We start from the raw sequence: 24,928 nt of genomic DNA, 5'->3' as shown, positions 1-24,928 counted from the left end.
GGCCAGGCCCGCGCCTGACCCGTGGTCACAGCCGGCCGACCGCCACGAACACGCAGGTCGCCGGGATGATGAGGTTGACGGCGACGTTGCGGGCCTCGCGGGAGGGACGGCCCGCGCGGCGGTCGGCGCGCAGCAGGCGGGTGTGGCTCGCCGCCGCGCCGATCATGATGATGGCCAGGCCGCCGGCGGCGGCCGGGGTGAGGACGGGCGCGATCCCGGTCGCGCGAGGGGCGATCAGGCCGACCACGGCGAGCAGTTCGGCGATCGCGGTGAGGCGGACCACCGGCAGCGGGAACGGGGCCACGCCGGTCTGGCCGGAGGCGATCAGGCGCGGCTTGCTCCAGATGGACTTCACGATGCCGGAGACGAGGAACACGGCCGCCAGCAGGATCTGGGCGGTCCACAGCGCGACGTTCACGATCTCTCCTTTCCGTCGCTTCGGCCGTCACTGAAGACGGGCGCCGCCCGGCGGGCGTGACATGCCCACCCCAAATCTGCCTCTTGTGCAGGTCAAAACGGCTCTGGTAGGAATGGACGCCATGTCCAGACCTGAAATGGACGTGGCGTCCAAACCCGTCTCCGAGGCGCTTCCCGCGCACGCCGGCACGGCCGCGCCGGCGGGGGCGGCCGGGACGCCGCGCGAGGCGACCGGGACGGCCAAGGCTCTGGTCAAGGGGCTGGCCCTGGTCGACCTGATCGCGACCGGCGGGCCGCGCCGGCTCACCGACCTGGTGACGGCGACGGGGGTGCCGCGCGGCACCGTGGTGCGGCTGCTGGAGGTGCTGGTGGCGCACGAGGTGCTGCGCGCCGACGCGTCCGGCCGCTACGACCTCGGCCCGCAGCTGGCGGTGTGGGGGCAGGGCTTCCTCGGCCGCCTGGACGTGCGCGCCCAGGCCGCGGACCTGATGCGCGAGCTGACCGAGCAGACGCGGGAGACCTGCTTCCTGGGCGTGCGCCGCGGCGCGCAGGTGCTCTACATCGCCAAGACCGACAGCCCGCAGGCGGTGCGGCCCGCGGCGGTGGAGGGCAGCGTGAACCCGCTGCACTGCACCGGAATAGGGAAGGCGCTGCTCGCGCACTCCGACGAGGAGGTCGTCCGGGACTACCTGGCGGGGCCGCTGGAGCGCCGCACCCCCAACACGATCACCGATGCGCAGGCGCTGGCCGCCGAGCTGGCGGAAGTGCGCGAACGCGGCTACGCGATCGACGAGATCGAGAACGAGGAGGGGGTGCGGTGCGTGGCCGCCCCCGTCCGCGACCACGGCGGGAGGGTGGTGGCGGCGCTGTCGGTGTCGGCGCCGGCCTACCGGTTCCCGCGCGAGGAGATGCCCGGCGTGGCGCGGCGGCTGCTGGCCGCCGCCGCGACGCTCTCGGCCCGGCTGGGACACCGGGCTCCGCAGCAGACAGAGGAGATCTCATGAGCGAGCCGAACCCCGGAGAAGAGGCCTGGCGCGGCAAGGTCGGCAGGCTCGGCGAGGACGAGGTGAGCGCGTTCCTGGCCGAGGGGCACATCGCACGGCTGGCGTGCCTGGACGAGAACGGCTGGCCGTACGTGGTGCCGTGCTGGCACGAGTGGGACGGCTCGGCGTTCTGGGTGGTGCCGCGCGAGCGGTCGGCGTGGGCGCGGCACCTGGCACGCGACGGCCGGTGCGCGATCACCGTGGACGAGGCGGGCACGCAGCGCAAGGTCATCGCGCAGTGCCGGGCGGAGCTGGTGGAGGAGCCGTGCCTGGACGGCCGCTGGCTGCCGATCGCCGAGCGGATGAGCGTGCGTTACCTGGGCGAGAACGGCCCCCGCTACCTGAAGCCGACGCTGGACAAGCGGCGCTGGCTGTTCCGGCTGGAGCCGGTGACCATCACGACCTGGCAGGGCAACGACTGGGCGGAGCGCTACAAGTGAACGGCGGGGACGTCGTCGCGCTGGCCCGCGAGCTGATCCGGGTGCCCAGCCCCAACCCGCCGGGCGGCGAGGGCGGGGTCGCCGAGAGGGTCACCGAGCTCGCGGCCGAGCACGGACTGCCCGCGCCGCGCGTCCTGGCGCGCGACCCGCGGCGTCCCAACCTGCTGTTCACGCTGGACTTCGGCCCGGGCGGGCGGCATCTGGCGCTGTGCGGCCACATGGACACCAAGCCCGTCGGGGACGCGGTGTGGTCGGTGGACCCGCTGGGCGCCGACCTGGACGGCGACCGCCTGTACGGGCTGGGGTCGGCGGACATGAAGGGCGCCCTGGCCGCGATGATCGTGGCGGCCGGCCGGCTGGTCAGGGACGGCGCCCCGGCGGCCGGCCGGCTGTCGCTGCTGTTCACCGCCGACGAGGAGGACGGCGCCCGGTACGGCGCGCAGTACCTGGCCGAAGCCCTGCAAGGAGATGGTGGGCACGCCCCGGCCGACGCGGTGCTGATCGGCGAGCCGGGCGGGCTGGAGTCCGACTACGACCTGCTGCATCTGGGCAGCCGGGGCATCGCCCGCCTGCGCGTCACCGCGTACGCCCGCCAGGGGCATTCGAGCCTGTCCGGCCGGGCCGGAACGCGCAACGCGGGGGTGGACGCCGCGCACGCCGCGCTCGCCCTGGCCGAGCGGCTGACGCTGCCCTCTCCCCCGGACCCGCACGGCATCCAGGGCTGGACGACCACGGTCAACACCGGCCTGGCCTTCCGCGGCGGCGTGGGCTACGGCGTGCTGCCCGGGCAGATGGGCGTGGACACCGAGGTGCGGCTGCTGCCGGGCATGGAACGCGACGACGTCCGCGGGCCGATCGAGGCGCTGGCCGCCGACGTGGCCGAGCGCACCGGCGCCGACCTGCGGGTGGAGTTCGACGAGCAGGGCTTCCTGCCGGGCACGGTGGCGGACCCGTCCGGGCCGCTGCCCGCCGCAGTCCGCGAGGCCGCCCGCGCGGTGCTGGGACACGTTCCGCCGGACGCGATGTTCCCGGGGACGACCGACGCCAGCTTCCTGCAACCGGCGTGGAACGTTCCGGTGCTGCCCGCGTTCGGACCCGGTCTGCTCCGGCGCGCGCACGCCGCCGACGAGTGGGTCTCGGTGACCGCGCTGCGGCAGGCCGTCGACCTGTACGCGGGCATCGCCGCCGCCTTCTGCACGACACCCGTGGAGGTGCGCCCATGACGAGCGAGACGATCACGGCCGGGCGGGCGCGGCCGATGGCGATGGCCGCGACGCTGATGCCGCTGAGCGGCCTGCTGCTGGTGCTGGTCGCGGCGGCCGTGGCGACCCCCGGCTTCTACTCCGAGGCCAACCTGCGGCTGGTGCTGTTCCAGGCGGGGCTGATCGGTGTCACGGCGGTGGGCCAGACGGTGGTGCTGCTGGGACGCGGCATCGACCTGTCGGTGGGCGCGGTGATGGGCCTGACGACCGTGATCGTCGCGCTGAACGCCGACGGGGACGGCGGCCGCCTGCCCGGCGCGATCGCGCTGGCGGTGGTGGCCGGGCTGGTGATCGGCGCGGTGAACGCGGGGCTGGTCGTGCTGCGCGGGGTGCCGCCGTTCGTCGCGACGTTCGCGGTGTTCGTGCTCGTCCAGGGCGCGATCACGGCGTGGACGCGGGGTGCCGCCGCCGGGGACATCCCGAAGGCGCTGCAGCCGCTGGGTTCGGGCCGGTGGCTGGGCGTGCCGGTGCCGCTGTGGCTGTTCGCGGCGATCGCGGCCGTGGCGGCGGTCGTGCTGGCGCGCACGAGCGCCGGGCGGCGGCTGTACGCGACCGGGTCCAATCCGCGCGCGGCCCGCCTGTCGGGCATCCGCACCGGACGGGTGCTGGCGGCGGGCTACCTGGTCAGCGCGTTGCTGGCGGTGCTGGCCGGGCTGATCAGCGCCGGGTACGCCGGGCACGTGGACGCGCAGCTGTCGCGCAGCCTGGACCTGAACTCCCTGGCCGCGTCCGTGATCGGTGGCGTCGCCCTGACGGGCGGACGCGGTCACGTCGGCCACACGGTGGTCGGTGTGGCGCTGCTGGCCGTGCTGACCGTCTGGATGATCCAGCTCGGCGCGGGGACGGGCGGGCAGCTGGCCGTGCAGGGCGCGGCGATCCTGCTGGCGACCTGGCTGCGGCAACGCGGCCCTGACAACTGAGCCCGGGGTGTGGGTTCCCCACAGGCGACTCGGGTGATCCGTGGGCGCGTGGACGAGGAAGGCAGGAGCCGTGCATTTCACCAGACGCTTTCTCGCGGTGACCGCCGCCGGTGCGTTGACACTGGGCGCGGCGACCGCGTGCAGCACCGAACGCGAGTCGCCGGGCACCGGCCTGGGCGCCGCCGCCGACTGCGACGGCCCGCAGGCGCAGGCGCTGCGGCGGCAGTACGCCGACACCTGGCGCAAGGCCGGTGAGGCGATCGGCCTGCAGGGCCTGTCCCCCAGGCGGTCGCAGGTGTGCGAGATCGACACCGCCCGGTTCGCCAAGAAGCGGCCCGGCGGCGGCTACCGCATCGCGTTCGCCGCGCAGGGGCCGACCAACGCCTGGGCGCTGACCAACGAGGAGGCGTTCAAGTACCGGGCCCGGCAGCGCGGCGCCAAGGTGCTGTACGCCTCGGCCAACGGCGACGTCAACCGGCAGGTCGACAACGTCCAGCAGCTCGTGGCGCAGCGTCCGGACGCGCTGGTCGTGGTGCCGATGGGCGACGCGATCACCGGGCAGGTGCGGGCGGCGGCCGGCCAGGGCATCCCGGTCGTGGTGTGCGCGGGCCGCCTGGGCGAGGGCTCGGGCGCGGTGAGCACGGTGACCCGCGACTACGAGCTGCAGGGCACGCTGTGGGCGGAGTGGATCGCCCGGCGCATCGGCGGCCAGGGCAAGATCGCGATGCTGTCCGGCATCGCCGGGGTGCCGACCGCCGAGCTGCCCAAGGCGCAGGCCGAGAAGATCTTCGCGACCAAGTACCCGGGCATCCAGGTCGTCGCCAAGCAGAACACCGACTGGTCGGCCACCAAGTCCAAGACCGTGGCGGCGCAGCTGCTGGCCCGCCACCCCGACCTGAAGGCGATCTGGTCGGACTCGGCGATCACGGATCTGGGCGTGTACGAGGCCTACAGCCAGGCGGGCCGGCCGGTGCCGCCGGTGACCGGCGACGTCACCAACGCGTTCCTCAAGGCGGTGCGCGGCGAGAACGTGCCGTTCGCGCTGAGCGCGTTCCCGCCCGAGCAGAGCATGCGCTGCCTGGACGTGGCGCTGGACGCGCTGGCGGGTAGGCCGGTGCCCAGCCAGGTCAACGTCGACTCGGCCGTGTTCACCGACCGGCGGATCGACCAGTACGCGCGGCCCGAGTGCAGCGACGACCTGGCCGTCCCGTCCGCCCTCCCGGCGGACCTGCTCAAGCGGCTCAAGCTGTGCTGACGCGGCCGGAGTACAGGCGGCCGGCGTACAGGCGGCCGGCGTACAGGGAGGAGAGGCGATGACGGCACCGGCGCTGGAGGCCCGCGGCCTGGTCAAGCGGTTCCCGGGGGTGACGGCCCTGTCCGGGGTGGACCTGGTGTGCCGCGCGGGCCGGGTGCACGCGCTGCTCGGCGAGAACGGGGCGGGCAAGTCGACCCTGGTGCGCATCCTGACCGGCAACCAGCTCCCCGACGAGGGCGAGCTGCGGATCGACGGCCGCCCGGTGCGGTTCGACGATCCGAGGCGGGCCCTGGCGCACGGCGTCACCGCCGTGTACCAGGAGCTGACCGTCCTGCCCGACATGTCGGTGCTGGACAACGTCATGCTCGGGCAGGAGCACACGCGGCGCGGCCTGCTCAGCCGCGACCGGCAGCAGGCGGCCGCCCGCGCGGCGCTGCGCCGCGCCGGGCTGGGCGACCTGGACCCGCGCACCCGCGCGGAGACGCTGTCGGCGGCGACGCGGCAGCTGGTGGAGATCGCGCGGGCGCTGGTGCGCGGCAGCCGGGTGCTGCTGCTGGACGAGCCGTCCGCGCTGCTGGCGGGCGAGGGCCTGGACGCCCTGCACACGGTGGTGCGGGAGCTGACCGCCGAGGGCGTCGCGGTCATCTACATCACCCACCGCCTGGAGGAGGTCGCGGCGCTGGCCGACGACGTCACGATCCTGCGGGACGGGACGCTGGTGTCCAGCGGGCCCGTGGGCGACTACCCGGTCGACCGGATCGTCCGGGAGATGGTGGGACGCGACGTCGAGGCGGTGTTCCCCGACATTCCCGTGCCGGCCGCCGGCGCGCCGGAGGTGCTGCGCGTGCGCGGCCTGGTGCCCGCCGGGGGCGGCGCCGCGCTCGACCTGACCGTCCGGGCCGGGGAGATCGTCGGCATCGCCGGGCTGCTGGGGTCGGGCCGGTCCCGTCTGCTGCGAACGCTGGCGGGGGTGCGGCCGCGCGCGGCGGGAACGGTGGAGGTGGACGGCCGTGCGGTGCGTCCGTCGCTGCACGCCGCCGTGTCCGCCGGGATGGTGCTGGTGCCCGAGGAGCGCAAGACCGAGGGGCTCGTGCTGGACCTGCCCGTGCGCGCCAACGCCACGCTGTCGAGCCTGCGGACGGTGGCGCCGGGCGGCTGGCTGTCGGCGGCGCGCGAACGGGCGGCGTTCGAGGAGGAACGCGAGCGGTTCGGCATCCGGGTGTCGGGCCCCGACCAGCGGGCCGGGCAGCTGTCCGGCGGCAACCAGCAGAAGATCGTGCTGGCCAAGTGGCTGCGCACCCGGCCGCGGGTGCTGCTGCTGGACGAGCCGACCCGCGGCATCGACGTGGGCGCCAAGGCGGAGATCTACCGGCTGGTCGCCGGGCTGGCCGCCGAGGGCCTGGCGGTGGTGTTCGCCTCCAGCGAGCTGCCGGAGGTGACCGGCCTGGCGCACCGCGTGCTGGTGTGCCGGGACGGCGGGGTGTGCGGCGAACTGACCGGAGACGAGATCGACGAGGAGCGCATCATGCACCTGGCCCTCGGCACGAGAAGGGCCGCCTCATGACGGCCGTCACCGCGCCCGCGCGGCCGAACCTCACCGGCGCGCTGTCGGCCGCGGCCCGCACCGGCCTGGCCGCCTGGGCGATCGTGGCGCTGCTGGTCGCCGCGCTGACCGTCGCCGAGCCGGGCGGCTTCTGGGCGGCGGCGAACCTGGCCAACGTGCTGACCGCGACCGTCGTGCTCGGCCTGGTGGCGCTCGGCCAGCACGTGGTGGTGCTGACCGGCGGCATCGACCTGTCGGTGGGCTCGACCGCCACGCTGTCGGCGCTGCTGACGGCCATGCTGATCGACGGGTATCCGATCCGGACGATCCCGGCGATCCTCGCCATGCTGGCGCTGGGCGCGGCGATCGGCGCCGCGCACGGGCTGATCGTCTCCCGCACCCGCATCCCGGCGTTCGTGGTGACGCTGTCGACGTTCTACCTGATCCAGGGCGTGGCGTTCCTGGTCAGCACCACGCCGACCGGCCAGGTCACGCGGGCGCTGGCGGCGGTGGGGATGCGCCGGTTCGGGCCGTTCCCGCTGGCGCTGGCGGTGCTGGCGGCGGCGGTCCTGGTCGTCGGCGTGCTGCTGCACCGCACCCGGTTCGGCCGGCACGTGCACGCGGTCGGCGGCGACGCGGCCGCGGCCCGCTCGGCGGGCGTCCCGGTCCGGCGTACGATCACGCTGGCGTTCACCATCGCGGGCACGCTGGCGGCGGCGGCCGGGGTGATGCTGGCCGCCCGCGCCACCATCGGGTCGCCGACGGCGGGCCAGGGGCTGGAGCTGTCGGCGATCACCGTGGTGGTCGTCGGCGGCGCCTCGCTGCTGGGCGGCCGCGCCAGCCTGGCCGGCACCCTCGGCGGTGTGACGCTGCTGGCGCTGGTGGAGAGCTCGTTCACGCTGCTGCAGCTGCCCGCCACCGCTTCCGACCTGATCCGCGGCGTGGTGATCCTCGCCGCGGCGGCCCTGTTCGTCCCGAGGTCCACAGGAGACTGACATTTCCCCCCATCCCGCCCCTACTGACCTGGGTGCCCGCCACGTCGTCGGGCTCGGCGAGTCGCTGCTGCGGCTGTCCGCGCCCGGCCACCAACGCCTGGAACAGACGGCCGACCTGGCCGTGCACGTCGGCGGCGCGGAGCTGAACACGCTCATCGCCGCCGCCGCGCTGGGCGTCCCGGCGACCTGGGCGACCCGGCTGGCCGACAACCCGCTGGGCCGCCGGATCGCCGCGCACTCCGCCGCGTACGGGGTTCGCCCCCAGGTCGACTGGGACGCCGGCGCCCGCGCCCCGCTGTACTTCGTCGAGCACGGCGTTCCGCCGCGTCCGGCCGAGGTGCTGTACGACCGGTCCGGCACGGCGATGACACGGCTGTCGCCCGACACGTTCGTCTGGAAGGACCTGGTGGCGGGTTCCGCGGCGGCGGTGAGCACCGGCATCACGTGCGCGCTGGGCGAGGGTCCGGCGCGGGCGGTGACGGCGTTCTTCGGCGCGGCGCGCGACGCGGGGTCCCTGACGGTGTTCGACGTCAACCACCGGGCGAAGCTGTGGTCGTGGGAGCAGGCCGTCCCGGTGCTGCGCGCGGTGCTGCCGCACGTCGACCTGCTGCTGGCGGGCCGCGACGACCTGCTGCGGCTGGTGCCCGGCGCCGACCCCGGCGCCGACCAGGTGACGCTGGCGCGCCGCGCGATCGAGGTGTACGGGCACGAGACGGTGATCCTGCGGGAGACGTCCCAGCTTCCGGGACGCCGCGTCGCCACCGCCGTGACCGCGGTGACCGCGGACGCGGAGTACGCCGGCCGCGCCTACGAGGCCGACGTGGTGGACGCGTTCGGCGCGGGCGACGCCGCCCTCGGCGTGCTGCTGGCGTCCCGGCTGGCCGGCGACGACCCGGCGACGACCGTCGACAAGGCGGCGTGGGCGGGCGCGTTCCAGCACACCCTGCCCGGCGACGTCTGCCTGATCCGCCCCTCCGACCTGACGCGGCGGGGCGCCCCGGCGAGGAGGATCCTGCGATGATCGACGCCATCCGCGCGGCCGGAGCGGTCGCGATCCTGCGCATGACCGACCACCGCGACGGCGTGGCGGTCGGCACGGCCCTGTACGAGGCGGGCCTGCGCGCCATGGAGGTCACCTTCGACCATCCCGACGCGCCCGGCACGCTGCGCGGCCTGCGGGCCGCGCTGCCCGGCGACGCGCTGCTCGGCGCCGGGACGATCCGCACGCCGCGGCAGGTGGAGCAGGCCGCGGCCTGCGGGACGCGTTACTGCGTCAGCCCGCACACCGACGCCGCGCTGATCAGGGCGGTGCTGGACGCGGGCCTGGAGCCGCTGCCGGGCGCCGGGACGGCCACCGAGGTCGCGACGGCGCTCGACGCGGGGGCGCGGCTGGTCAAGCTGTTCCCGGCCGGGCCGCTGGGCGTGCCGTACATGCGCGCGCTGCTCGGCCCGTTCCGCGGGACGGCGTTCGTCCCCACCGGCGGGGTCGGGCACGAGGACGTGGGCACGTGGCTGGAGGCCGGGGCGGCGGCGGTCGGCCTCGGCTCGGACCTGGTGCCCGCGGTGCCGGACGACCTCTCCCGCATCGCGGCGCGGGCGGCGCGGGTGGCGGCGCAGATCGCGGCCGTCCGCCGGGGGACGCCCTCGTGATCGTCGACGCGCACGTCCACGTGTTCCGGCCGCACGCGGTGCACCCCCGGACGGTCGACGCGCTGGCGCCCGCCGAACGGGACGCCCCCGTCGAGGACCTGCTGGCGGTGATGGCGGCCGCCGGGATCGACGGGGCGGTGCTGGTGCCGCTGGGCCCCGAGGTCGACTACGTCGCCGAGGTGCTCACCGCGCACCCGGGACGGTTCGGCGCCGTGGCCGTCGCCGACGCCGCCGTCCAGGGCCGGACGCCGGGCGCCGACCCGGTGGCGGCGCTGCGCGAACGCCTCGGCCGCGGCTTCGGCGGCCTGCGCACCCAGTGGCTCGGCGAGCCGGGACGCCCGCTGGCCGAGTCGCCGATGCTGCCGGTGCTGCGCGAGCTGGCCGCGCGCGGCCTGCCGCTGTGGAGTTACCTGCCGCCCGAGCAGCTGCCGCTGCTGCGTGAACTGCCGGACGTGGTGGGCGACCTGCGGATCGTCCTCAACCACCTGGGGTTCGCCCCGCACGACATGCGGGTCGACGCGCACGGCCGTCCCGCCTTCGACGACCCGTTCCCCGCGCCGGTCGTCGAGACGGTGCTCGGCCTGGCGCGGGCGCCGCACGTGTACCTGATGTTCTCCGGGCAGTACGCCCTTTCGACGCAGCCCCCTCCGTACGACGACCTCACCGGCGTCGTGCGGTCGCTCGCCGACGCCTACGGCCCCGGCCGCATGCTGTGGGCCTCGGACTATCCGTGGACCCGCGACGTGCCCGGCCACGCCGAGCTGCTCGCGCTTCCCGACGCCATGCTGCCCGGCCTGTCGCCCGGCGAGCGCGCCGCCCTGCTCGGCGGCACCGCCCGCACCCTGTTCCCGAACCTGCGTCCCGTCGACTCCCAGCACGTCGACTCCCAGCACGTCGACTCCCAGCACGTCGACTCCCCGTACAAGGAGGTCTGATGCCGTCCATCGCCCCGCACGCCGAGGGCATGCCCCGCTCCGGCATCCGCGCCATCATGGACCTGGCGTGGCAGCTGCCGGGCCCGGTCATCGGCCTGCACGTCGGCGAGCCCAGCTTCGCCACCCCGCCGCACGTCCTGGACGCCGCCCGCGACGCCTACGCCCGGGGCCTAACCCGGTACGTGCCCAACGCCGGAATCCCCGAGCTGCGCGAACGCCTGGTCGCCAAGCTCGCCGACCGCAACGGCATCCACGTCGAAACCTCGCAGGTCATCGTCACTCAGGGCGGCATGCAGGCGCTGCACCTGGCGGCGTCCGCGGTGCTGCGCGCGGGCGACGAGGTGCTGATCCCCGACCCGGGCTGGCCCAACTTCGCCATGCTGACCGAGCTGCTGCAGGCCCGGCCCGTCCGCTACGCGCTGCGCGCCGAGCACGGGTTCCAGCCCGACGTGGCCGACCTGGCGCCGCTGGTCACCCCGCGCACCCGCGCCATCATCGTGAACTCGCCGTCCAACCCGCTGGGCGCGGTGTTCCCGGAGGAGAGGCTGCGCGCGCTGGTGCGGTTCGCCGACGAGCACGACCTGTGGCTGATCTCCGACGAGTGCTACGAGGAGATCACCTTCGGCGCCCCGCACGTCAGCCCCGCCTCGCTGGACACCGGCGGCCGGGTGCTGAGCTGTTTCAGCTTCTCCAAGACCTACGCCATGACGGGCATGCGCGTCGGGTACCTCGTGGTGCCCGAGCCGCTGGCGGCCGTGTGCGCCAAGCTGCAGGAGCCGCTGCTGGCGTGCGTGAACGCGCCCGCGCAGTACGGCGCGCTCGCCGCCCTCACCGGCCCCCAGGACCAGGTGGCCGCCGCCCGCGGCACCTACGGCGCCCGCCGCGACAAGGCCACGGCGCTGTTGGACGAGGCGGGGGTGCCGTACCTGCGTCCCGACGGCGCGTTCTACCTGTGGGTGGACGTGTCGGACCGGTGCGGCTCCGAGGACGTCACCGACTGGGCGGTGCGCCTGCTGCGCGAACGGCACGTCGCCGTCGCGCCGGGCACCACGTTCGGGCCGGGCGGCGCCGGCTGGATCCGCCTGTCGCTGGCCACGGCCGACGACGACCTCCTCGAAGGCATCGACCGCATCCTGCGGTTCTGATCCCGCGTGTGCGGGCCCGGGGCCGGGCCCGCACACGCGGCCGGGTCAGCGGCGGGTCGTCTTGCGGCGGGTCTCCAGGAACTCCCCGATGCGGCCCACCGCCTCCTCCAGGTCGTCGGCGTACTGGAGGGTGACGACACGGAAGTGGTCGGTGGCGGGCCAGTTGAACCCGGTGCCCTGCACGATGAGCAGGTTCTGCTGCTCCAGCAGTTCGAGGGCGAAACGCATGTCGTCCTCGATCGGGTACATCTCGGGGTCCAGCCGGGGGAACGCGTACACCGCGCCCTGCGGCCGGACGCAGGTCACCCCGGGCAGGTCGTTGAGCAGCTTCCAGGCGCGGTCGCGTTGCTCGCCGAGCCGGCCGGTCGGCAGCACCAGCTCGTCGATGCTCTGGAACCCGCCGAGCGCGGCCTGGATGGCGTGCTGCGCGGGCACGTTCGGGCACAGCCGCATGTTGGCCAGGATGTCCAGGCCCTCGATGTAGGACTCGGCGTGCCGCTTGGGCCCCGACAGCACCACCCAGCCGGAGCGGAAGCCCGCGACCCGGTAGTTCTTGGACAGGCCGCTGAACGTCAGGCACAGCAGGTCGGGCGCGAGCGAGGCGATCGAGACGTGCTCGGCCCCGTCGTAGAGGATCCGGTCGTAGATCTCGTCGGCGAAGATCAGCAGGTTGTGCCGCCGGGCGATCTCGACCAGGCGCTCCAGCACCTCGCGGGAGTAGACGGCGCCGGTCGGATTGTTCGGGTTGATGATCACCAGCGCCCGGGTCCGGTCGGTGATCTTCGCTTCGATGTCGTCGGGGTCGGGGTTCCACCCGGCGGCCTCGTCGCAGGTGTAGTGCACGGGAGTGCCCCCGCACAGCGACACCGCCGCCGTCCACAGCGGGTAGTCGGGCGCGGGGATCAGCACCTGGTCGCCGTTGTCGAGCAGCGCCTGCAGGGTCATCACGATCAGCTCGGACACGCCGTTGCCGAGGTAGACGTCCTCCACGTCCAGCCCGGCGATGCCGTGCTGCTCCTGGTAGCGCTGCACCACCGCGCGGCGGGCGGGCAGGATGCCCTTGGAGTCGCTGTAACCGTGCGCCTCGGGCAGGTTGCGGATCATGTCCTGCAGCAGTTCGGGCGGGGCCTCGAAGCCGAACGGGGCGGGGTTGCCGATGTGCAGCTTGAGCACCCGATGCCCCTGGGCCTCCAGCTCCTTGGCGCGCTTGAGCACCGGCCCCCGGATGTCGTAGCAGACGTTGGCGAGCTTTCCCGACTGGTTGACCTGCATGGACACACTGTAGCGACGCCTGATCAGCGCGCCGCGCCCCGGCCCTGCCGTCAGCCGGACACCGCGTCCCGGATGGTGAGACGGGACGCGCGGCGCGCCGGGAGCAGCGCCGCCGCCACGGGGGCCGCCGCGCCCGCCAGCGCGATCGCCGCCAGCCGCGCGGGCGGGACGGCGAACGGCTGCTCCAGCGCCCCGGTCAGCGCCCACCCGGCGAACAGCCCGAGCCCGGCGCCGCCCGCCGTGCCGAACAACGCGACGATCAGCGCCTCCCACCGCACCATCGCCCGGACCTGCGCCCGGGTCGCCCCCACGGCGCGCAGCAGCCCGATCTCGCGGGCCCGTTCGTGGACGCCCAGCCCCAGGGTGCCCGCGATCCCGGGCAGCGCGGTCACGATGGCCAGGGCGAGCATCGCGTAGACGACGCCGAGGAAGTCGTCCACGTCGGCGGTCTGGGCGGCGACGTATTCGGAGCGTTCCCGGACGGGCGGCGCGCCGTACGGGCGGGCCAGCGCGGTGATGGCGCGTTCGGCGTCGTCCACCGCCGTTCCCGGCGCCAGCCGCACGAACGCGACGCTGTCGAGAGCCCGCCGCGTGCGGACCTCCGCCACCGCCTCCACCTGCGGCAGCGCGGCGATCTCGGCGGTCAGCCGCGGGTCGAGCCCGCCGGCGCCGCCGTCGACCACGAGCCCGCCGCGGAACGCGCCCGCGGCGCCGTCCTCCAGCGACGCGCGCAGCGACCCGGCGAAGACCGTCAGCAGAGTCACCACGCCGATCCCGGCCATCAGCGCGGTCGCGGCCCCGGCCGTTCGGTGCGGGCTGCGGGACGCGCCGTCGCGGGCGAGCACCCCCGGCGCCCCGCGCAGCCGCACCGCCAGAGCGCCCGCGAGCGCGACGGCGGGACGCGCCGCCACCGGCCCGAGCAGCACCATGACGCCCAGCAGCATGACCGCGCCCGCCCCCGCCATCGCCGGGGTCGCGGCCAGCCCTCCCCAGACGACCGCGCCCACGGCCACGGCGCCGCTCGCCGCCCCGACCAGCACGCGGGCCTCCGAGACGCCGCCCTCGGCGTCGGCGCCGCGCAGCGCCGCCGGCGGCGCCACCCGCACCGCGGGCGTCAGCGCCGCGACGAGCGTGGCCGACAGCCCGACCAGCACGGCGAGCGCGATCGTCCCGCCGGTGACCACGATGCCCGGCGCGGTCAGGTCCAGGGCGCGTTCCAGCAGCGCGGCACAGCCGATGCCGCCCGCCAGCCCGGCGAGCGTCCCGCCGCCGCCGACCACCAGCGCCTCGACGGCCACCAGCGCGCCCACCTGTGCGCGGGACGCGCCGACGGCCCGCAGCAGCGCCGACTCCCGTACGCGCCGCGCCACCGTGACGGCGAACGCGTTGTGGATGGTGAACGCCGCCAGCAGCACCGCCGCCAGGCCGAACACCTCCAGCGCGGTCCGCAGCTCGTGCGAGAGGCGGCCGTCGGTACCCGCCTCGAAGGTGTCCTCGAGCACCAGCGTGCCGGTCAGGAACGTCACGCCGAGGAACACCGCCGCCAGCGAGCCCGCCGGCCCGCCGCGCCGCGCCCACACCACGCCGAGCGCCAGCCGGATCACGACCGGCCGCCCAGGTCGCGCACGCGGTCCAGCACCCGCGCGGCGGTGGGGTGGCGCATGACGTCGGCGACCCGCCCGTCCGCCAGGAAGATCACCGCGTCCGCGCGGGCGGCGGCGACGGGGTCGTGCGTGACCATGGCGACGGTCTGCCCGAGGTCGTCCACGGCCCGGCGCAGGAACGCCAGCACCTCGGCGCCGGTCCGGGAGTCCAGGTTGCCGGTCGGCTCGTCGGCGAACACGATCTCGGGGCGGGTCACCAGCGCGCGGGCCAGCGCCACCCGCTGCGCCTGCCCGCCGGACAGCTGCGCCGGCCGGTGCCGCAGCCGGTTCCCGAGGCCGAGCACGCGGACCACCAGATCGTGCCACTCCCGGTCGGGACGCCTGCCCGCCAGCGTGAGCGGCAGCGTGATGTTGTCGGCCGCGCTCAGGGCCGGGATCAGGTTGAACGCCTGGAACACGAACCCGACGCGCTCGCGCCGCAGCCGGGTCAGCGCCCGGTCCGACAGCCCGCCGAGCTCGGTGCCGCCCACGAAGACCCTGCCGGACGTGGCGGTGTCCAGGCCCGCCACGCAGTGCATCAACGTCGACTTGCCCGCCCCCGACGGCCCCATGATCGCGGTGAACCGCTCCGCGGGGAACTCCACGGTCACGCCGTCCAGCGCGCGCACGGCCGTGTCCCCCGACCCGTACACCTTGGTCAGCCCGACCGTCCGCGCCCCGCCCTCGCCCGCACGCCGGTCCTCCAGGACCGACCGTCGCGCCTCTGCCGCGTTCCCCATGCCGACGATGCTGGCGGCGCGCCCACCGCCGCGTCGTCGTGCGGAGAGAGTGATCGCGCCTGCACCCGTGGAAGCAGCCGCGCCCCGCCCCGTACGCCGCCAGGTGTACGCGGAGACGATCGCGTCCCGATCAATGGTTCACCGCCAGGGCGGCCTCGTGCAGCCCGCTCTCCCGGGGTGTCCTGCGGCCAAGCTCGAACACCAGCAGCCCGAGCCGGTACGTCCCGCCGACCTGTTCGAGCAGCTCGACCCGCACCAGCTCACGCAGCATCCGGTGCACCGTCGACTTCGGCAGGCCCGTCCGCCGGACCAGCGCCGCGGCCGTCAGGGTCCCGTCCCCCGAGCGGAACTCCTTCAGCAGCGCCGCGGCGCGTCCCACCGCGGAGATCTCGCCTTCGTTCCGATGAGCAGGACTCACCGTCCCATCGTCCCCGCCGCTGATCGCGCAGGTCAACATCCCTTGATCGGCGCCCTTTCGGCCGCCGTCCCCCGGTCGCACGCCCGTGTCCGCACCATCGGCCCACCCGTGACGGACGAACCGTCCAGCGCCCGGACCCGCCACCTCACCCGCCGCCCGAAGGACGCTCGCGGACGCCCAATCGGACGGCGCGTCCAATTGTGACCAGCGCAACATACAAGCAGGCTTGATTGCATGTATGTCGCGCTCCTACCGTCGAGGTGTGTCAGTAAGCGCACGGCGACGCCCCTCCCGCAGGCGCGGGGAGAGCCGCCGCACCCAGGAGGAACGGCGGACCCGCACCCAGCGGCTGCTGCTCGACGCCACCATGGAGTGCCTGGTCGACCTCGGTTGGTCGGGCACCTCCACCACGGAGGTGGCGCGCCGGGCGGGCGTGTCCCGCGGCGCGCAGCAGCACCACTACCCGACCAAGATGGTGCTCGTCGCCGCCGCGCTGGAGCACCTGCTGGAACGGCAGCGGCTGGCCTACGAGTCGGCCTTCGCCGTGCTGCCGCCGGAGCGGCGCAACGTCGAGGGCGCGCTGGACCTGCTGTGGGAGGTGTTCCGCGGCCGGCCTGCCAGGGCCCTGCTGGAACTGGCGGTGGCCGCCCGCACCGACGACGACCTGCGGGTGCTGTGCCGCGACATCAACGAGCGGATCCTGCAGGTCATCCTGGAGGTCTTCGAGCGGCTCTTCCCCCGTAACGAGCTGCCCGACGACGTCGTCCCGACCATGCTGCGCGGCGTGTTCGCCATGTTCATCGGACTGTCGGTCCAGAACGCCCTCGACGACGACGATCGCGGCCACCAGCAGGCCGTGCTGACACAGGTCAAGACCATCGCCCGGATGATCATTCCCGACCCCCACGACCCCGGGCGCGCCGCGACCTGCCCTGTCCCGGACGCCGCGGCACGTCCCGGGCCGGCCTGACCCGCCGGCGCACCACCGCAAGGGAGCCCCTGCCATGACGAAAGCCCCCACCGAACTGGCCGAGGAAGTCCGCGCACAGGTCAAGGACCGCAAGTCCTACCTCGGGGTCATCGACCGGCTCAACAAGGCGTCGGTCGACAAGCACTGGGAGGCCTACGCCGACATCCCGTGGGACGACCCGAAGTACGCCGTCGACCCCAACGACCCCCGCTGGATCATCGACCCCGCCGTCGACGCCCTCGGCCGCACCGAGTGGTACAAGACGCAGCCCGAGGAGATCCGCGCGCAGATCGGCCTGTGGCGGATCGCCACCGCGATGAAGATCGGCCTGCAGTTCGAGAACCTGCTCAAGCGCGGGCTGCTCAACTACGCCTACCGGCTGCCCAACGGCCGCCCCGAGTTCCGGTACGTCTACCACGAGACGACCGAGGAATGTCACCACGGGATGATGTTCCAGGAGTTCGTCAACCGCACCGGGATGCCGATCCGCGGCATGCCGCGCGCGCTGAGCCTGGTCGCCCAGGCCGCGCCGTGGATCCCGCTGGTCAGCACCGAGCTGTTCTTCGTGTTCGTGCTCGGCGGCGAGGACCCCATCGACTACGTGCAGCGCAAGTCCCTCAAGGGCGGGCACATCAAGCACCCCCTGGAGGAGACGATCATGAAGATCCACATCGCGGAGGAGGCCCGGCACATCTCGTTCGCCCGGCACTACCTGCGCCACCGCGTCCCGAAGATGAACCGGCTGCGCCGCCGCGTGCTGGGCGTCGCCGCCCCCGTCGTCCTCGGCGTCATGGCGCGGATCATGCTCTCCCCGCCCGGCCCGATGGTGCGCCACTTCGGCATCCCGCGCGACGTGGTCCGCGAGGCCTACCGCACCCCCGAAGCCCGCGCCAACATCTCGCAGTCGGTCGGCAAGGTCCGCGACCTCATGGCCGAGCTGGGCCTGATCACTCCCGTGAGCCGCCAGGTCTGGAAGGCGTTCGGCATCTGGGACACCCCGCGCGTCCGCGCCAACGCCTGACCGCCTCGATGCGGGCGGCGCCGGGGCCGGCCCCCTCCCCCCGGGCCGGTCCCGGCGCCCCCTTGCCGAACAGGGCTCGGGGTGACGGCAGCCGCCGACACGCGGCCGGAAGCACCCGGCTGCCCCTCTCCCTTACCGGCCAGTAGACTACGGCCTCAATTCGACATCACATCTAATACAGGATCGCGGGGCCGGAGCCTCCCGACCGCTGCGCCTTCCGGCCCCGCGATCCGTTCCGAGCAGGAGCGCACGATGAGCATTGCGATCGTGACCGGAGGCGCGTCCGGCATCGGCCGGGCGATCGCCACCGCCCTGGTGGCGCGCGGCGACACGGTGATCGTCACCGACATCGACGTCGAAGGCGCCCAGAAGGTCGCCGACCGGCTGAACACCCTCGGCCGCGGCCGGGCCGCCTGCACCGCCCTCGACGTCACCGACGCCGCCGCGGTGACCGACGTCTACAAGGGCGTCAAGGCCGAGTACGGCAGCCTGGACCTGGTGTTCAACAACGCGGGCATCGCCATCGGCGGCCTGGCCGAGGAGCTCACCCTCGACCACTGGAACCGCGCCATCGACATCAACCTCAAAGGGGTCGTGCACGGCGTCCACGCCGCGTACCCGATCATGCTCGAGCAGCGCTCCGGGCACATCGTCAACACCGCCTCGCTGGCCGGGCTCGTCCCCATGCCGGTCGGCATCCCCTACACCGCGACCAAGCACGCCGTCGTCGGCATGTCCCTGGGCCTGCGCGCCGAGGCCGCCGCCCGCGGCGTCAAGGTCAGCGTGGTCTGCCCCAGCTTCGTCGACACGCCTCTGCTCACCAACGTCAACCCGGGCCTTCCCGAGACGGCGATGAGCGGCAACGCCAGGGACGACATCAAGAAGGCGTCCCCCCGCCTCTACACCGCCGAGAAGCTCGCCCGCGACATCATGCGCGGCGTCGACCGCAACCGCGCGCTCATCGTCGCCCCCGCACACGGCCGCGCCGCCTGGCGAGGCATGCGCCTCAGCCCCGGCGGCGCCGTCCGCGTCGCCCAATGGGCCGCAGCCCGCCTCACCAAGTAACCCCCGCACGGCGAAGCCCCGCAGGCATCTTCCTCACAAGGTGATCTCGCAGGCGACGAAACCGCGTCCGCGGATGTCACTCGATCAGCAGACCAAGCAGCGTATGCCCGTCGACACGCCTCGTTGACAGAGAAGGGCTGCATACCCCACTTCGCCCGACACGAGCGTGCTCTCACATTCGGACAACATCATCCTCCGCCGGATGACGCGGTTCGTGGCCCGTGACGCCGTCGGCGTCTGGTCCATGACTTTGTCGACGAGACCTTCGGCGACCTGGACACCGAGTTCGTCGCCATGATGCGCTCGGCTGTGCAGTGATTCCTGCTGCCCCCTCCTGAGCGACTGGAGGCGTGGGTTCTCCGCGCTCTTCAACCGTTGCTTCCCGGACGCCGGGCCGTGTGAGGTGGGCCGCCTTTCAGGCGGTGGTGCGGAAGACGGGCCAACCGATCTCAGTGCGCCAGGCGCTGGGGTCATCGGTGTCCCTGGGGCCGACCAGGTAGTTCTCCCGCACCGGCCCGGCGACGGCGAGGGCGTGCTCGGTGGCGTACGTGCCCAGGGCCCCGTATGAGACGTCGATGTCGTCGTGCGGCCCGCGGTGCACGGTCACCGCCAGCTCCCCCGCCGGGATGACGAACGGGTGGACGCGGCCGGAGGCAGGCGGGTCGGCGACGGGCACGAACACGACCGCATCGCCGCGCTCCTGGGTGAACAGCTCGTTGTCGTACAGCCCTCCCGGGGGCCCGGCCGGGGTCAGGCCCGCGGCGCGCAGGGCACCGTCGATCTCGTTCATCGCGTCCCCGTACCAGGCGTTCGCGTCGTCGAGGTCGATGGTCGCCCGGACGGCGGCGACCGTCGTGGCCGGTTCCACGCGCAGCTCCACCTCGATCGGCGGGACCGCGGGCTCCAGCAGCCGGCGCAGCGACGTCACCGCGGCCCGCGTCCGGTCGAGTTCGTCCTCCAGGCGGGCCAGATGGCGGCCGATCAGCGTGGCGCGGGCGTCCGGGTCGGCGGTCGCGAGCACCTCGCGGATCTCGCGAAGCGGCATGTCCAGCTCACGGAAGCGGCGGATCACCTGGGCCGTCGGCACCTGCGCGGTGGAGTAGTAGCGGTATCCGGTGTACGGATCGACCTCCTCGGGTTCCAGCAGGCCCGCCTCGTGGTACCGGCGCAGCGACTTCACGCTGAGGTGCGTGATCCGCGAGAAGTCACCGATCGTGAGGCCCTTGCGCATGCCCGCACTCTGGCTCTGACCGACCACGCAGTCAAACCGGCCCTCGCAGGCCCCAGCCCTGGGCCAAGGGCGTGCGCAGGCGCGCCGGACACGGGACGCGGTGCCCGCTCGGCGTTGCTTTGACCTTCCCCCTGGGGGAGCCCTGACGGTGGAGACCGCTAGAACGAAAGGAGCAGCGAATGACCACCCAGGCTCTGCCCAAGCCGGTCGAGGACTACATCGCCGCCGCCAACGCGCACGACCTCGACACCCTGATCGCGACGTTCGCGCCCGACGCGCTGGTCAACGACGCGCGCCGGGAGTTCCATGGCATCGACGCCATCAGGCGCCGGCTCGCCGCGGAACTGATCGCCGCCAAGGTGACCAAGAAGGTCGGCGACGTGCGGGAGCACTACGGCGAGGTCGGCGTCGATGTGATCGTCGACGGCGAGTTCGACAAGACGGGACTGCCCGACCCGGTGATCCTCACCCAGTACTTCACCGTCCGCGCCGGCCGGATCGTGCGGTTGATCATCATCCTGAAGGAGTTCGTGCGGTCGTGACGCGCCGGCAGGTCACAGATCAGTCCTGGAATCGGAGAGGAGGACTTCACCCGTGTCCGTGACCATCAGCGAGTCGCTCGCCGGCCGGCGCGCGCTCGTGACCGGAGGGACCAGGGGCACCGGTGCGGCGATCGCGGCGCGGCTGGCCGAGGCCGGCGCCACCGTCATGACCACCGCCCGGACGATGCCCGTCGACCACCCGGATCCCGGGCTGTTCGTGGCGGCGGACGTGACGACCACCGACGGTACGCGCGCCGTGATCGACCGCGTGCGCGACAGGCTCGGCGGCGTCGACATCCTCGTCCACACGGTGGGCGGCTCGGACGCCGGGGCGGGCGGCTTCGCCGCGCTCGGTGACGAGCAGTGGCAGAAGGAGCTGGCGTGCAACCTGCTGGCGGCGGTGCGCATCGACCGCGGCCTGCTGCCAGGCATGATCGAGGCCGGGCACGGCGCGATCGTCCACGTGTCGTCGATCCAGCGCCGCAAGCCCCTGTACGAGGCGACGCTCGCGTACGCGGCGGCCAAGGCGGCGCTCACGACGTACAGCAAGGGGCTGGCCAACGAGGTCGGGCCGAAGGGGGTACGGGTCAACAGCGTGGCCCCGGGATTCATCCGGACCGAGAGCGCCGACCGCCTCATCGACCGGCTCGCGCAAGGCGCCGGGACGGACCGCGCCACCGCCCTGCAGCAGCTGATGGACTCGCTCGGCGGCATCCCCATCGGGCGACCGGCCGAGCCCGCCGAGGTGGCCGAGCTGGTCGCGTTCCTCGTCTCGGACCGTGCCGCGTCGATCACCGGAGCGGAGCACGTCATCGACGGCGGGACCATCCCGACCGTCTGACACCGTCCGCGTGTGATCACCGCCCGTTGTCCGTGCCGACACGACCGCGCATCTGAGCAGCGGATGGCGGCCACTCGGGGCTTGAGCGCCAACCGACGGCCAGGAGCGTCAGCGGCCTGACGCGCGTTGCCGTCGTTCACCATTCCGATGCAGATCACGCAGAGCCGGGTCTCCGGTGGCAGTCCTTCTAATGTCCTGGGCGCACGCCGACGTGCTCGCAGCCCATGGCCGCCGGAGGTCCGGCCCTGCGCACGGTCGACACCATGCCCCTAAGGCATTGACGCCCGTCCGTCTTCGGGGCGTCATGTCCATCGATTCGCTCCATAGGAGCGCCCTCGAAAGTGACGCCCCGATATCCCGGCGTGGCGTCCGGCGCCGGCACCGAGCGTGGAGGGCGGCTGGGGTGCATGGCCGACCGGGGCGGACGACGTTGACGCGGCGCTAGGTCGGCCAGGGGGCGCCTTTGCGGAGGACGTCGTAGCCGACGAAGGTGAACAGGCGGACGCCGCGTTCCAGGGGGACGGGGTCGCCGTGGAACTGGTGCACGCCGACGCCGAACGACTTCTCCTCCGGCGGTGACAGCCAGCGTTTCTCGAAGCCGTGCTTCTCGAACCAGCGGCAGATGTCGCCGGTGATGTCCGGGGGCCGCCGGTTGCGGGTCCAGACGACGTGGGCGCCGCGGGCGCACATCTGCGGCAGCAGCGAAACGGTCCGTTCGATGTCGGCGTCGGTGATGTTGCCGAACACCCCGCACACCAGCACCAGGTCGGCGGGCACCGCTCCGGCGTACGCGTCGGTGTGCGAGGCATCGCCCGCGATCACCTCCACGCCGGACAGCCCCGCCCGCCGCGCCGCGGCGCGAGCGGCCCGGACGTTCTCCTCGTCCAATTCCACCAGCCGCGCCGTCACGTCGGCGCGCCGTGGATGGTCCGCCAGGGCGCCGATCAGGTCGCGGCCCTGACCGGCGCAGAGGCTCACCGCGCGCAGGCGGCCCGCGGGCGCGACGTCGAGCGCCTGCCGGACACGCTGCCGCACGGTGCGCAGCCGCCGGGACAGGGACGACCGGGGATCGTCATACCCCCTGTGCCACTCCGCCCAGTCGCGCCCCGGCGGATCTTGCGCTTCCGTCATGCGGGCCACGCTAGGGTGGCGCGCCCGCCCATGTCTGAAACGGCGGTCGATTGACCGATCTCGGTCGTCCGCTACTCCTGGGGCCCCTCGACGTGCTTGGCCTCCGCCTGCCCCGGCAGCCGCGGATAGTGCATGTCGAATGCCGGACGCTCGGAGCGGATCTGCGGAATGGCGGTGAAGTTGTGCCGCGGCGGCGGGCAGGACGTCGCCCATTCCAGCGAGTTGCCGTAGCCCCACGGGTCGTCGGCGTCCACCCGCTTGCCGTGCCGCGCGGTGACGTAGACGTTGTAGAGGAAGAACAGCGTGGACGCCCCGAGAATGAACGCCCCGACGCTGGACACGCGGTTCAGCGCCACGAACTCGCTCGGATAGTCGGCGTACCGCCGCGGCATCCCCTCCGCGCCCAGCCAGTGCTGGATGAGGAAGGTCGTGTGGAAGCCGATGAACAGCCCCCAGAAGTGAAGTTTGCCGAGCCGGTCGTTCAGCATCTTCCCGCTCATCTTCGGCCACCAGAAGTAGAAGCCCGCGAACATCGCGAACGCCACCGTCCCGAAGACCACGTAGTGGAAGTGGCCGACCACGAAGTAGGAGTCCTGGACGTGGAAGTCCAGCGGCGGGGAGGCCAGGATGACGCCGGTCAGCCCGCCGAACAGGAACGTCACCAGGAAGCCGATGGCGAACAGCATCGGGCTCTCGAAGCTCAGCTTCCCGCGCCACATCGTGCCGATCCAGTTGAAGAACTTCACCCCGGTCGGCACCGCGATCAGGAACGTCATGAAGGAGAAGAACGGCAGCAGCACCCGGCCCGTGGTGAACATGTGGTGCGCCCACACCGTCATCGACAACCCGGTGATGGAGATCGTGGCGGCGACCATGCCGAAGTAGCCGAACAGCGGTTTACGGCTGAACACCGGGATGACCTCGGTGATGATGCCGAAGAACGGGATCGCGATGATGTAGACCTCGGGATGGCCGAAGAACCAGAACAGGTGCTGCCACAGCAGCGCGCCCCCGTTCGCCGGGTCGTAGACGTGCGCGCCGAACTTGCGGTCGGCCTCCAGCGCCAGCAGCGCCGCGGCCAGGACGGGGAAGGCGATCAGCACCATCAGGCTGGTCAGCAGCACGTTCCAGGTGAAGATCGGCATCCGGAACATCGTCATCCCGGGCGCCCGCATCCCGACGATCGTGGCGATGAAGTTGACGCCGCTCAGGATGGTGCCCAACCCCGACACCACCAGGCCCATGATCCACATGTCGCCGCCGAGGGCGGGCGAGCGGACCGCGTCGGACAGCGGCGTGTACCCCGTCCATCCGAAGCTGGCCGCGCCGCCGGGCGAGATGAACGAGGCGAACACCATCAGCCCGCCGAGCAGGAACAGCCAGTAGCTGAACATGTTGAGCCGCGGGAACGCCACGTCCGGCGAACCGATCTGCAGCGGCATGACCACGTTGGTGAAGCCCACGAACAGCGGCGTGGCGAACAGCAGCAGCATCACCGTGCCGTGGATGGTGAACATCTGGTTGTACTGCTCGTTGCTCACGAACTGCAGGCCGGGGGAGAACAGTTCCGCCCTGATCACCATGGCCATCAGCCCGGCCATCAGGAAGAAGGTGAAGGACGTGATGAGGTACAGATAGCCGATCACCTTGTGGTCCGTGGTGGTGAGCCAGGACACCACGAGCGACCCGCGTGGGCGCCGCCGGGGAGGCGCCTCCGCGAGCGGCTTGCCGAGGAGGACCATGCCGAGCTCCTGGGAACGGGATCCAGCCAACCATCCGTCAGTGCCCGATCCGAGCCGTGGCACTCCTCGCCGGGGGCGCGAATAGGCTGAGGTACGTGGAAAAAATCCTGGTCAGCGCATGTCTGCTCGGCAGCCGGGTGCGCTACGACGGCGGTGCCAAGCGGGTGGACGACCGGTTGCTGGAGCGGTGGCGGGACGAGGGCCGCCTGGTGTCGTTCTGCCCGGAGGTGTCGGGCGGGCTGCCCGTGCCGCGCCCGCCCGCCGAGATCGTGGGATCCGGCCCGTCGGCTGACGGCACGGCCGTGCTCGACGGCACCGCCCAGGTCGTGACCGACGCGGGGACGGACGTGACCGAGTCGTTCGTGCGCGGCGCCCGCCTGGCCCTGGAGGCGGCGCGACGCTCCCGCGCCCGTCTGGCGATCCTCAAGGAGGGCAGCCCGTCGTGTGCCGGCCACCGCATCTATGACGGCACGTTCTCCGGGACGACGACACCGGGCGTCGGTGTGACGACGGCACTTCTCGAACGGGCCGGCGTCCGCGTCTTCAACGAAGACGAACTACCGTCGGCGGCCGCCTATCTGGAGGAGCTCGAGAGCCGCCGGCAGAAGCCCTGAAATGCGGAAGGCCCCCGCCGTCACGGCGGGGGCCTTCCAGAAGAGAATGTCCGGCGGCGTCCTACTCTCCCACACAGTCTCCCATGCAGTACC

At 73.3% G+C, this 24,928-nt stretch carries 25 protein-coding genes; 17 read left to right on the top strand and 8 right to left on the bottom strand.

What is annotated here, in order from left to right; translation table 11 throughout:
* Nucleotides 1–25 precede the first annotated feature (25 nt).
* Complete coding sequence (locus ABZ801_RS21830; protein ID WP_360700476.1) at nt 26–418, bottom strand: DoxX family protein; 393 nt, start codon at nt 416–418, stop codon at nt 26–28.
* A gap of 121 nt (nt 419–539) precedes the next feature.
* Here ABZ801_RS21830 and ABZ801_RS21825 point away from each other — a divergent pair, with 121 nt between their 5' ends.
* From ABZ801_RS21825 to ABZ801_RS21775, 11 genes are all read left to right on the top strand, one after another.
* A complete protein-coding gene (locus tag ABZ801_RS21825; protein WP_360700473.1) occupies nt 540–1,421 on the top strand; it encodes an IclR family transcriptional regulator in 882 nt (293 codons plus the stop codon).
* Nucleotides 1,418–1,900, top strand: coding sequence for a pyridoxamine 5'-phosphate oxidase family protein (locus ABZ801_RS21820; protein WP_344947429.1), 483 nt, complete (start codon nt 1,418–1,420; stop codon nt 1,898–1,900). Before ABZ801_RS21825 ends, ABZ801_RS21820 begins: the two co-directional genes overlap by 4 nt.
* Nucleotides 1,897–3,123, top strand: a complete 1,227-nt coding sequence (locus ABZ801_RS21815) for a M20/M25/M40 family metallo-hydrolase (protein WP_360700469.1) — start codon at nt 1,897–1,899, stop codon at nt 3,121–3,123. The genes ABZ801_RS21820 and ABZ801_RS21815 overlap by 4 nt, the downstream gene beginning before the upstream one ends.
* Nucleotides 3,120–4,082, top strand: a complete 963-nt coding sequence (locus ABZ801_RS21810) for an ABC transporter permease (RefSeq protein WP_360700466.1) — start codon at nt 3,120–3,122, stop codon at nt 4,080–4,082. Before ABZ801_RS21815 ends, ABZ801_RS21810 begins: the two co-directional genes overlap by 4 nt.
* 70 nt (nt 4,083–4,152) lie before the next feature.
* Complete coding sequence (locus ABZ801_RS21805) at nt 4,153–5,337, top strand: substrate-binding domain-containing protein (protein ID WP_360700464.1); 1,185 nt, start codon at nt 4,153–4,155, stop codon at nt 5,335–5,337.
* Nucleotides 5,338–5,395: 58 nt separating this feature from the next.
* A complete protein-coding gene (locus tag ABZ801_RS21800) occupies nt 5,396–6,901 on the top strand; it encodes a sugar ABC transporter ATP-binding protein (RefSeq protein WP_360700461.1) in 1,506 nt (501 codons plus the stop codon).
* Nucleotides 6,898–7,875 (top strand): ABC transporter permease, encoded by a 978-nt coding sequence (locus ABZ801_RS21795; RefSeq protein WP_360700458.1) that lies wholly within the window; start codon nt 6,898–6,900, stop codon nt 7,873–7,875. Before ABZ801_RS21800 ends, ABZ801_RS21795 begins: the two co-directional genes overlap by 4 nt.
* A gap of 1 nt (nt 7,876) precedes the next feature.
* On the top strand, nt 7,877–8,896 hold the full coding sequence (locus ABZ801_RS21790; RefSeq protein ID WP_360701195.1) for a sugar kinase: 1,020 nt from the start codon (nt 7,877–7,879) through the stop codon (nt 8,894–8,896).
* Nucleotides 8,893–9,525, top strand: a complete 633-nt coding sequence (locus ABZ801_RS21785; RefSeq protein ID WP_360700455.1) for a bifunctional 4-hydroxy-2-oxoglutarate aldolase/2-dehydro-3-deoxy-phosphogluconate aldolase — start codon at nt 8,893–8,895, stop codon at nt 9,523–9,525. Before ABZ801_RS21790 ends, ABZ801_RS21785 begins: the two co-directional genes overlap by 4 nt.
* The gene (locus tag ABZ801_RS21780) at nt 9,522–10,460 is read left to right on the top strand and encodes an amidohydrolase family protein (RefSeq protein ID WP_360700452.1); all 939 of its coding nucleotides are present in this window, start codon (nt 9,522–9,524) and stop codon (nt 10,458–10,460) included. Before ABZ801_RS21785 ends, ABZ801_RS21780 begins: the two co-directional genes overlap by 4 nt.
* On the top strand, nt 10,460–11,605 hold the full coding sequence (locus ABZ801_RS21775; protein ID WP_360700449.1) for a pyridoxal phosphate-dependent aminotransferase: 1,146 nt from the start codon (nt 10,460–10,462) through the stop codon (nt 11,603–11,605). The genes ABZ801_RS21780 and ABZ801_RS21775 overlap by 1 nt, the downstream gene beginning before the upstream one ends.
* 45 nt (nt 11,606–11,650) lie before the next feature.
* Here the strand turns inward: ABZ801_RS21775 and ABZ801_RS21770 are convergent, their stop codons facing one another.
* The 4 genes from ABZ801_RS21770 to ABZ801_RS21755 form a co-directional block, all read right to left on the bottom strand.
* Entirely contained in the window at nt 11,651–12,877 is a 1,227-nt protein-coding gene (locus ABZ801_RS21770; RefSeq protein ID WP_344947455.1) for a pyridoxal phosphate-dependent aminotransferase, read from the bottom strand.
* Between the two features lie 50 nt (nt 12,878–12,927).
* On the bottom strand, nt 12,928–14,481 hold the full coding sequence (locus ABZ801_RS21765; RefSeq protein WP_360700446.1) for an ABC transporter permease: 1,554 nt from the start codon (nt 14,479–14,481) through the stop codon (nt 12,928–12,930).
* Nucleotides 14,478–15,260 carry an ABC transporter ATP-binding protein gene (locus tag ABZ801_RS21760; protein WP_360700443.1) on the bottom strand — a complete coding sequence of 261 codons (783 nt, stop codon included), beginning with the start codon at nt 15,258–15,260 and terminating at the stop codon, nt 14,478–14,480. Before ABZ801_RS21760 ends, ABZ801_RS21765 begins: the two co-directional genes overlap by 4 nt.
* A 130-nt stretch (nt 15,261–15,390) precedes the next feature.
* Nucleotides 15,391–15,678, bottom strand: a complete 288-nt coding sequence (locus ABZ801_RS21755) for a helix-turn-helix domain-containing protein (RefSeq protein WP_360700440.1) — start codon at nt 15,676–15,678, stop codon at nt 15,391–15,393.
* Nucleotides 15,679–15,940: 262 nt separating this feature from the next.
* Between ABZ801_RS21755 and ABZ801_RS21750 the strand changes: the two genes are divergently transcribed.
* The 3 genes from ABZ801_RS21750 to ABZ801_RS21740 all read left to right on the top strand — a co-directional run bounded on the left by ABZ801_RS21750 (nt 15,941) and on the right by ABZ801_RS21740 (nt 18,734).
* Nucleotides 15,941–16,648, top strand: a complete 708-nt coding sequence (locus ABZ801_RS21750; RefSeq protein WP_360700437.1) for a TetR/AcrR family transcriptional regulator — start codon at nt 15,941–15,943, stop codon at nt 16,646–16,648.
* 34 nt (nt 16,649–16,682) lie between these two features.
* The gene (locus tag ABZ801_RS21745) at nt 16,683–17,669 is read left to right on the top strand and encodes a diiron oxygenase (protein ID WP_344958549.1); all 987 of its coding nucleotides are present in this window, start codon (nt 16,683–16,685) and stop codon (nt 17,667–17,669) included.
* A gap of 252 nt (nt 17,670–17,921) precedes the next feature.
* Nucleotides 17,922–18,734: an SDR family oxidoreductase gene (locus ABZ801_RS21740; RefSeq protein WP_360700434.1), complete on the top strand. Its 813-nt coding sequence runs from the start codon at nt 17,922–17,924 to the stop codon at nt 18,732–18,734.
* Between the two features lie 415 nt (nt 18,735–19,149).
* Here ABZ801_RS21740 and ABZ801_RS21735 read toward each other — a convergent pair whose 3' ends face one another.
* Nucleotides 19,150–19,965 (bottom strand): MerR family transcriptional regulator, encoded by an 816-nt coding sequence (locus tag ABZ801_RS21735; RefSeq protein WP_344958553.1) that lies wholly within the window; start codon nt 19,963–19,965, stop codon nt 19,150–19,152.
* A 179-nt stretch (nt 19,966–20,144) separates the two neighbouring features.
* Between ABZ801_RS21735 and ABZ801_RS21730 the strand changes: the two genes are divergently transcribed.
* Both ABZ801_RS21730 and ABZ801_RS21725 read left to right on the top strand, forming a co-directional pair.
* Complete coding sequence (locus ABZ801_RS21730) at nt 20,145–20,507, top strand: nuclear transport factor 2 family protein (RefSeq protein WP_360700430.1); 363 nt, start codon at nt 20,145–20,147, stop codon at nt 20,505–20,507.
* 52 nt (nt 20,508–20,559) lie between these two features.
* The gene (locus ABZ801_RS21725) at nt 20,560–21,348 is read left to right on the top strand and encodes an SDR family oxidoreductase (RefSeq protein WP_360700428.1); all 789 of its coding nucleotides are present in this window, start codon (nt 20,560–20,562) and stop codon (nt 21,346–21,348) included.
* A 441-nt stretch (nt 21,349–21,789) separates the two neighbouring features.
* Here the strand turns inward: ABZ801_RS21725 and ABZ801_RS21720 are convergent, their stop codons facing one another.
* Together ABZ801_RS21720 and ctaD are read right to left on the bottom strand one after the other, a co-directional pair.
* Nucleotides 21,790–22,479 (bottom strand): class I SAM-dependent methyltransferase, encoded by a 690-nt coding sequence (locus ABZ801_RS21720; protein ID WP_360700426.1) that lies wholly within the window; start codon nt 22,477–22,479, stop codon nt 21,790–21,792.
* A gap of 71 nt (nt 22,480–22,550) precedes the next feature.
* On the bottom strand, nt 22,551–24,221 hold the full coding sequence (gene ctaD, locus ABZ801_RS21715) for a cytochrome c oxidase subunit I (protein ID WP_360700423.1): 1,671 nt from the start codon (nt 24,219–24,221) through the stop codon (nt 22,551–22,553).
* A 95-nt stretch (nt 24,222–24,316) separates the two neighbouring features.
* Here ctaD and ABZ801_RS21710 point away from each other — a divergent pair, with 95 nt between their 5' ends.
* The gene (locus tag ABZ801_RS21710; RefSeq protein WP_360700420.1) at nt 24,317–24,835 is read left to right on the top strand and encodes a DUF523 domain-containing protein; all 519 of its coding nucleotides are present in this window, start codon (nt 24,317–24,319) and stop codon (nt 24,833–24,835) included.
* Nucleotides 24,836–24,928: the final 93 nt, after the last annotated feature.

Origin of the sequence: Actinomadura sp. NPDC047616 (assembly GCF_040642915.1) — a bacterium.
GTDB classification, from domain to species: domain Bacteria; phylum Actinomycetota; class Actinomycetes; order Streptosporangiales; family Streptosporangiaceae; genus Spirillospora; species Spirillospora miaoliensis.
Note: the sequence above shows the minus strand (reverse complement) of the source record. Positions and strands in the feature narration are given on the sequence as shown.

What these genes read in the sequence shown, in the direction of transcription:
- ABZ801_RS21740 (WP_360700434.1), top strand. Translation starts at nt 17,922, where the DNA reads ATGAGCATTGCGATCGTGACCGGAGGCGCGTCCGGCATCGGCCGGGCG.
- ABZ801_RS21820 (WP_344947429.1), top strand. Translation starts at nt 1,418, where the DNA reads ATGAGCGAGCCGAACCCCGGAGAAGAGGCCTGGCGCGGCAAGGTCGGC.
- ABZ801_RS21810 (WP_360700466.1), top strand. Translation starts at nt 3,120, where the DNA reads ATGACGAGCGAGACGATCACGGCCGGGCGGGCGCGGCCGATGGCGATG.
- ABZ801_RS21800 (WP_360700461.1), top strand. Translation starts at nt 5,396, where the DNA reads ATGACGGCACCGGCGCTGGAGGCCCGCGGCCTGGTCAAGCGGTTCCCG.
- ABZ801_RS21730 (WP_360700430.1), top strand. Translation starts at nt 20,145, where the DNA reads ATGACCACCCAGGCTCTGCCCAAGCCGGTCGAGGACTACATCGCCGCC.
- ABZ801_RS21775 (WP_360700449.1), top strand. Translation starts at nt 10,460, where the DNA reads ATGCCGTCCATCGCCCCGCACGCCGAGGGCATGCCCCGCTCCGGCATC.
- ABZ801_RS21760 (WP_360700443.1), bottom strand. Translation starts at nt 15,260, where the DNA reads ATGGGGAACGCGGCAGAGGCGCGACGGTCGGTCCTGGAGGACCGGCGT.
- ABZ801_RS21735 (WP_344958553.1), bottom strand. Translation starts at nt 19,965, where the DNA reads ATGCGCAAGGGCCTCACGATCGGTGACTTCTCGCGGATCACGCACCTC.
- ABZ801_RS21720 (WP_360700426.1), bottom strand. Translation starts at nt 22,479, where the DNA reads ATGACGGAAGCGCAAGATCCGCCGGGGCGCGACTGGGCGGAGTGGCAC.
- ABZ801_RS21825 (WP_360700473.1), top strand. Translation starts at nt 540, where the DNA reads ATGTCCAGACCTGAAATGGACGTGGCGTCCAAACCCGTCTCCGAGGCG.
- ABZ801_RS21795 (WP_360700458.1), top strand. Translation starts at nt 6,898, where the DNA reads ATGACGGCCGTCACCGCGCCCGCGCGGCCGAACCTCACCGGCGCGCTG.
- ABZ801_RS21770 (WP_344947455.1), bottom strand. Translation starts at nt 12,877, where the DNA reads ATGCAGGTCAACCAGTCGGGAAAGCTCGCCAACGTCTGCTACGACATC.
- ABZ801_RS21745 (WP_344958549.1), top strand. Translation starts at nt 16,683, where the DNA reads ATGACGAAAGCCCCCACCGAACTGGCCGAGGAAGTCCGCGCACAGGTC.
- ABZ801_RS21785 (WP_360700455.1), top strand. Translation starts at nt 8,893, where the DNA reads ATGATCGACGCCATCCGCGCGGCCGGAGCGGTCGCGATCCTGCGCATG.
- ctaD (WP_360700423.1), bottom strand. Translation starts at nt 24,221, where the DNA reads ATGGTCCTCCTCGGCAAGCCGCTCGCGGAGGCGCCTCCCCGGCGGCGC.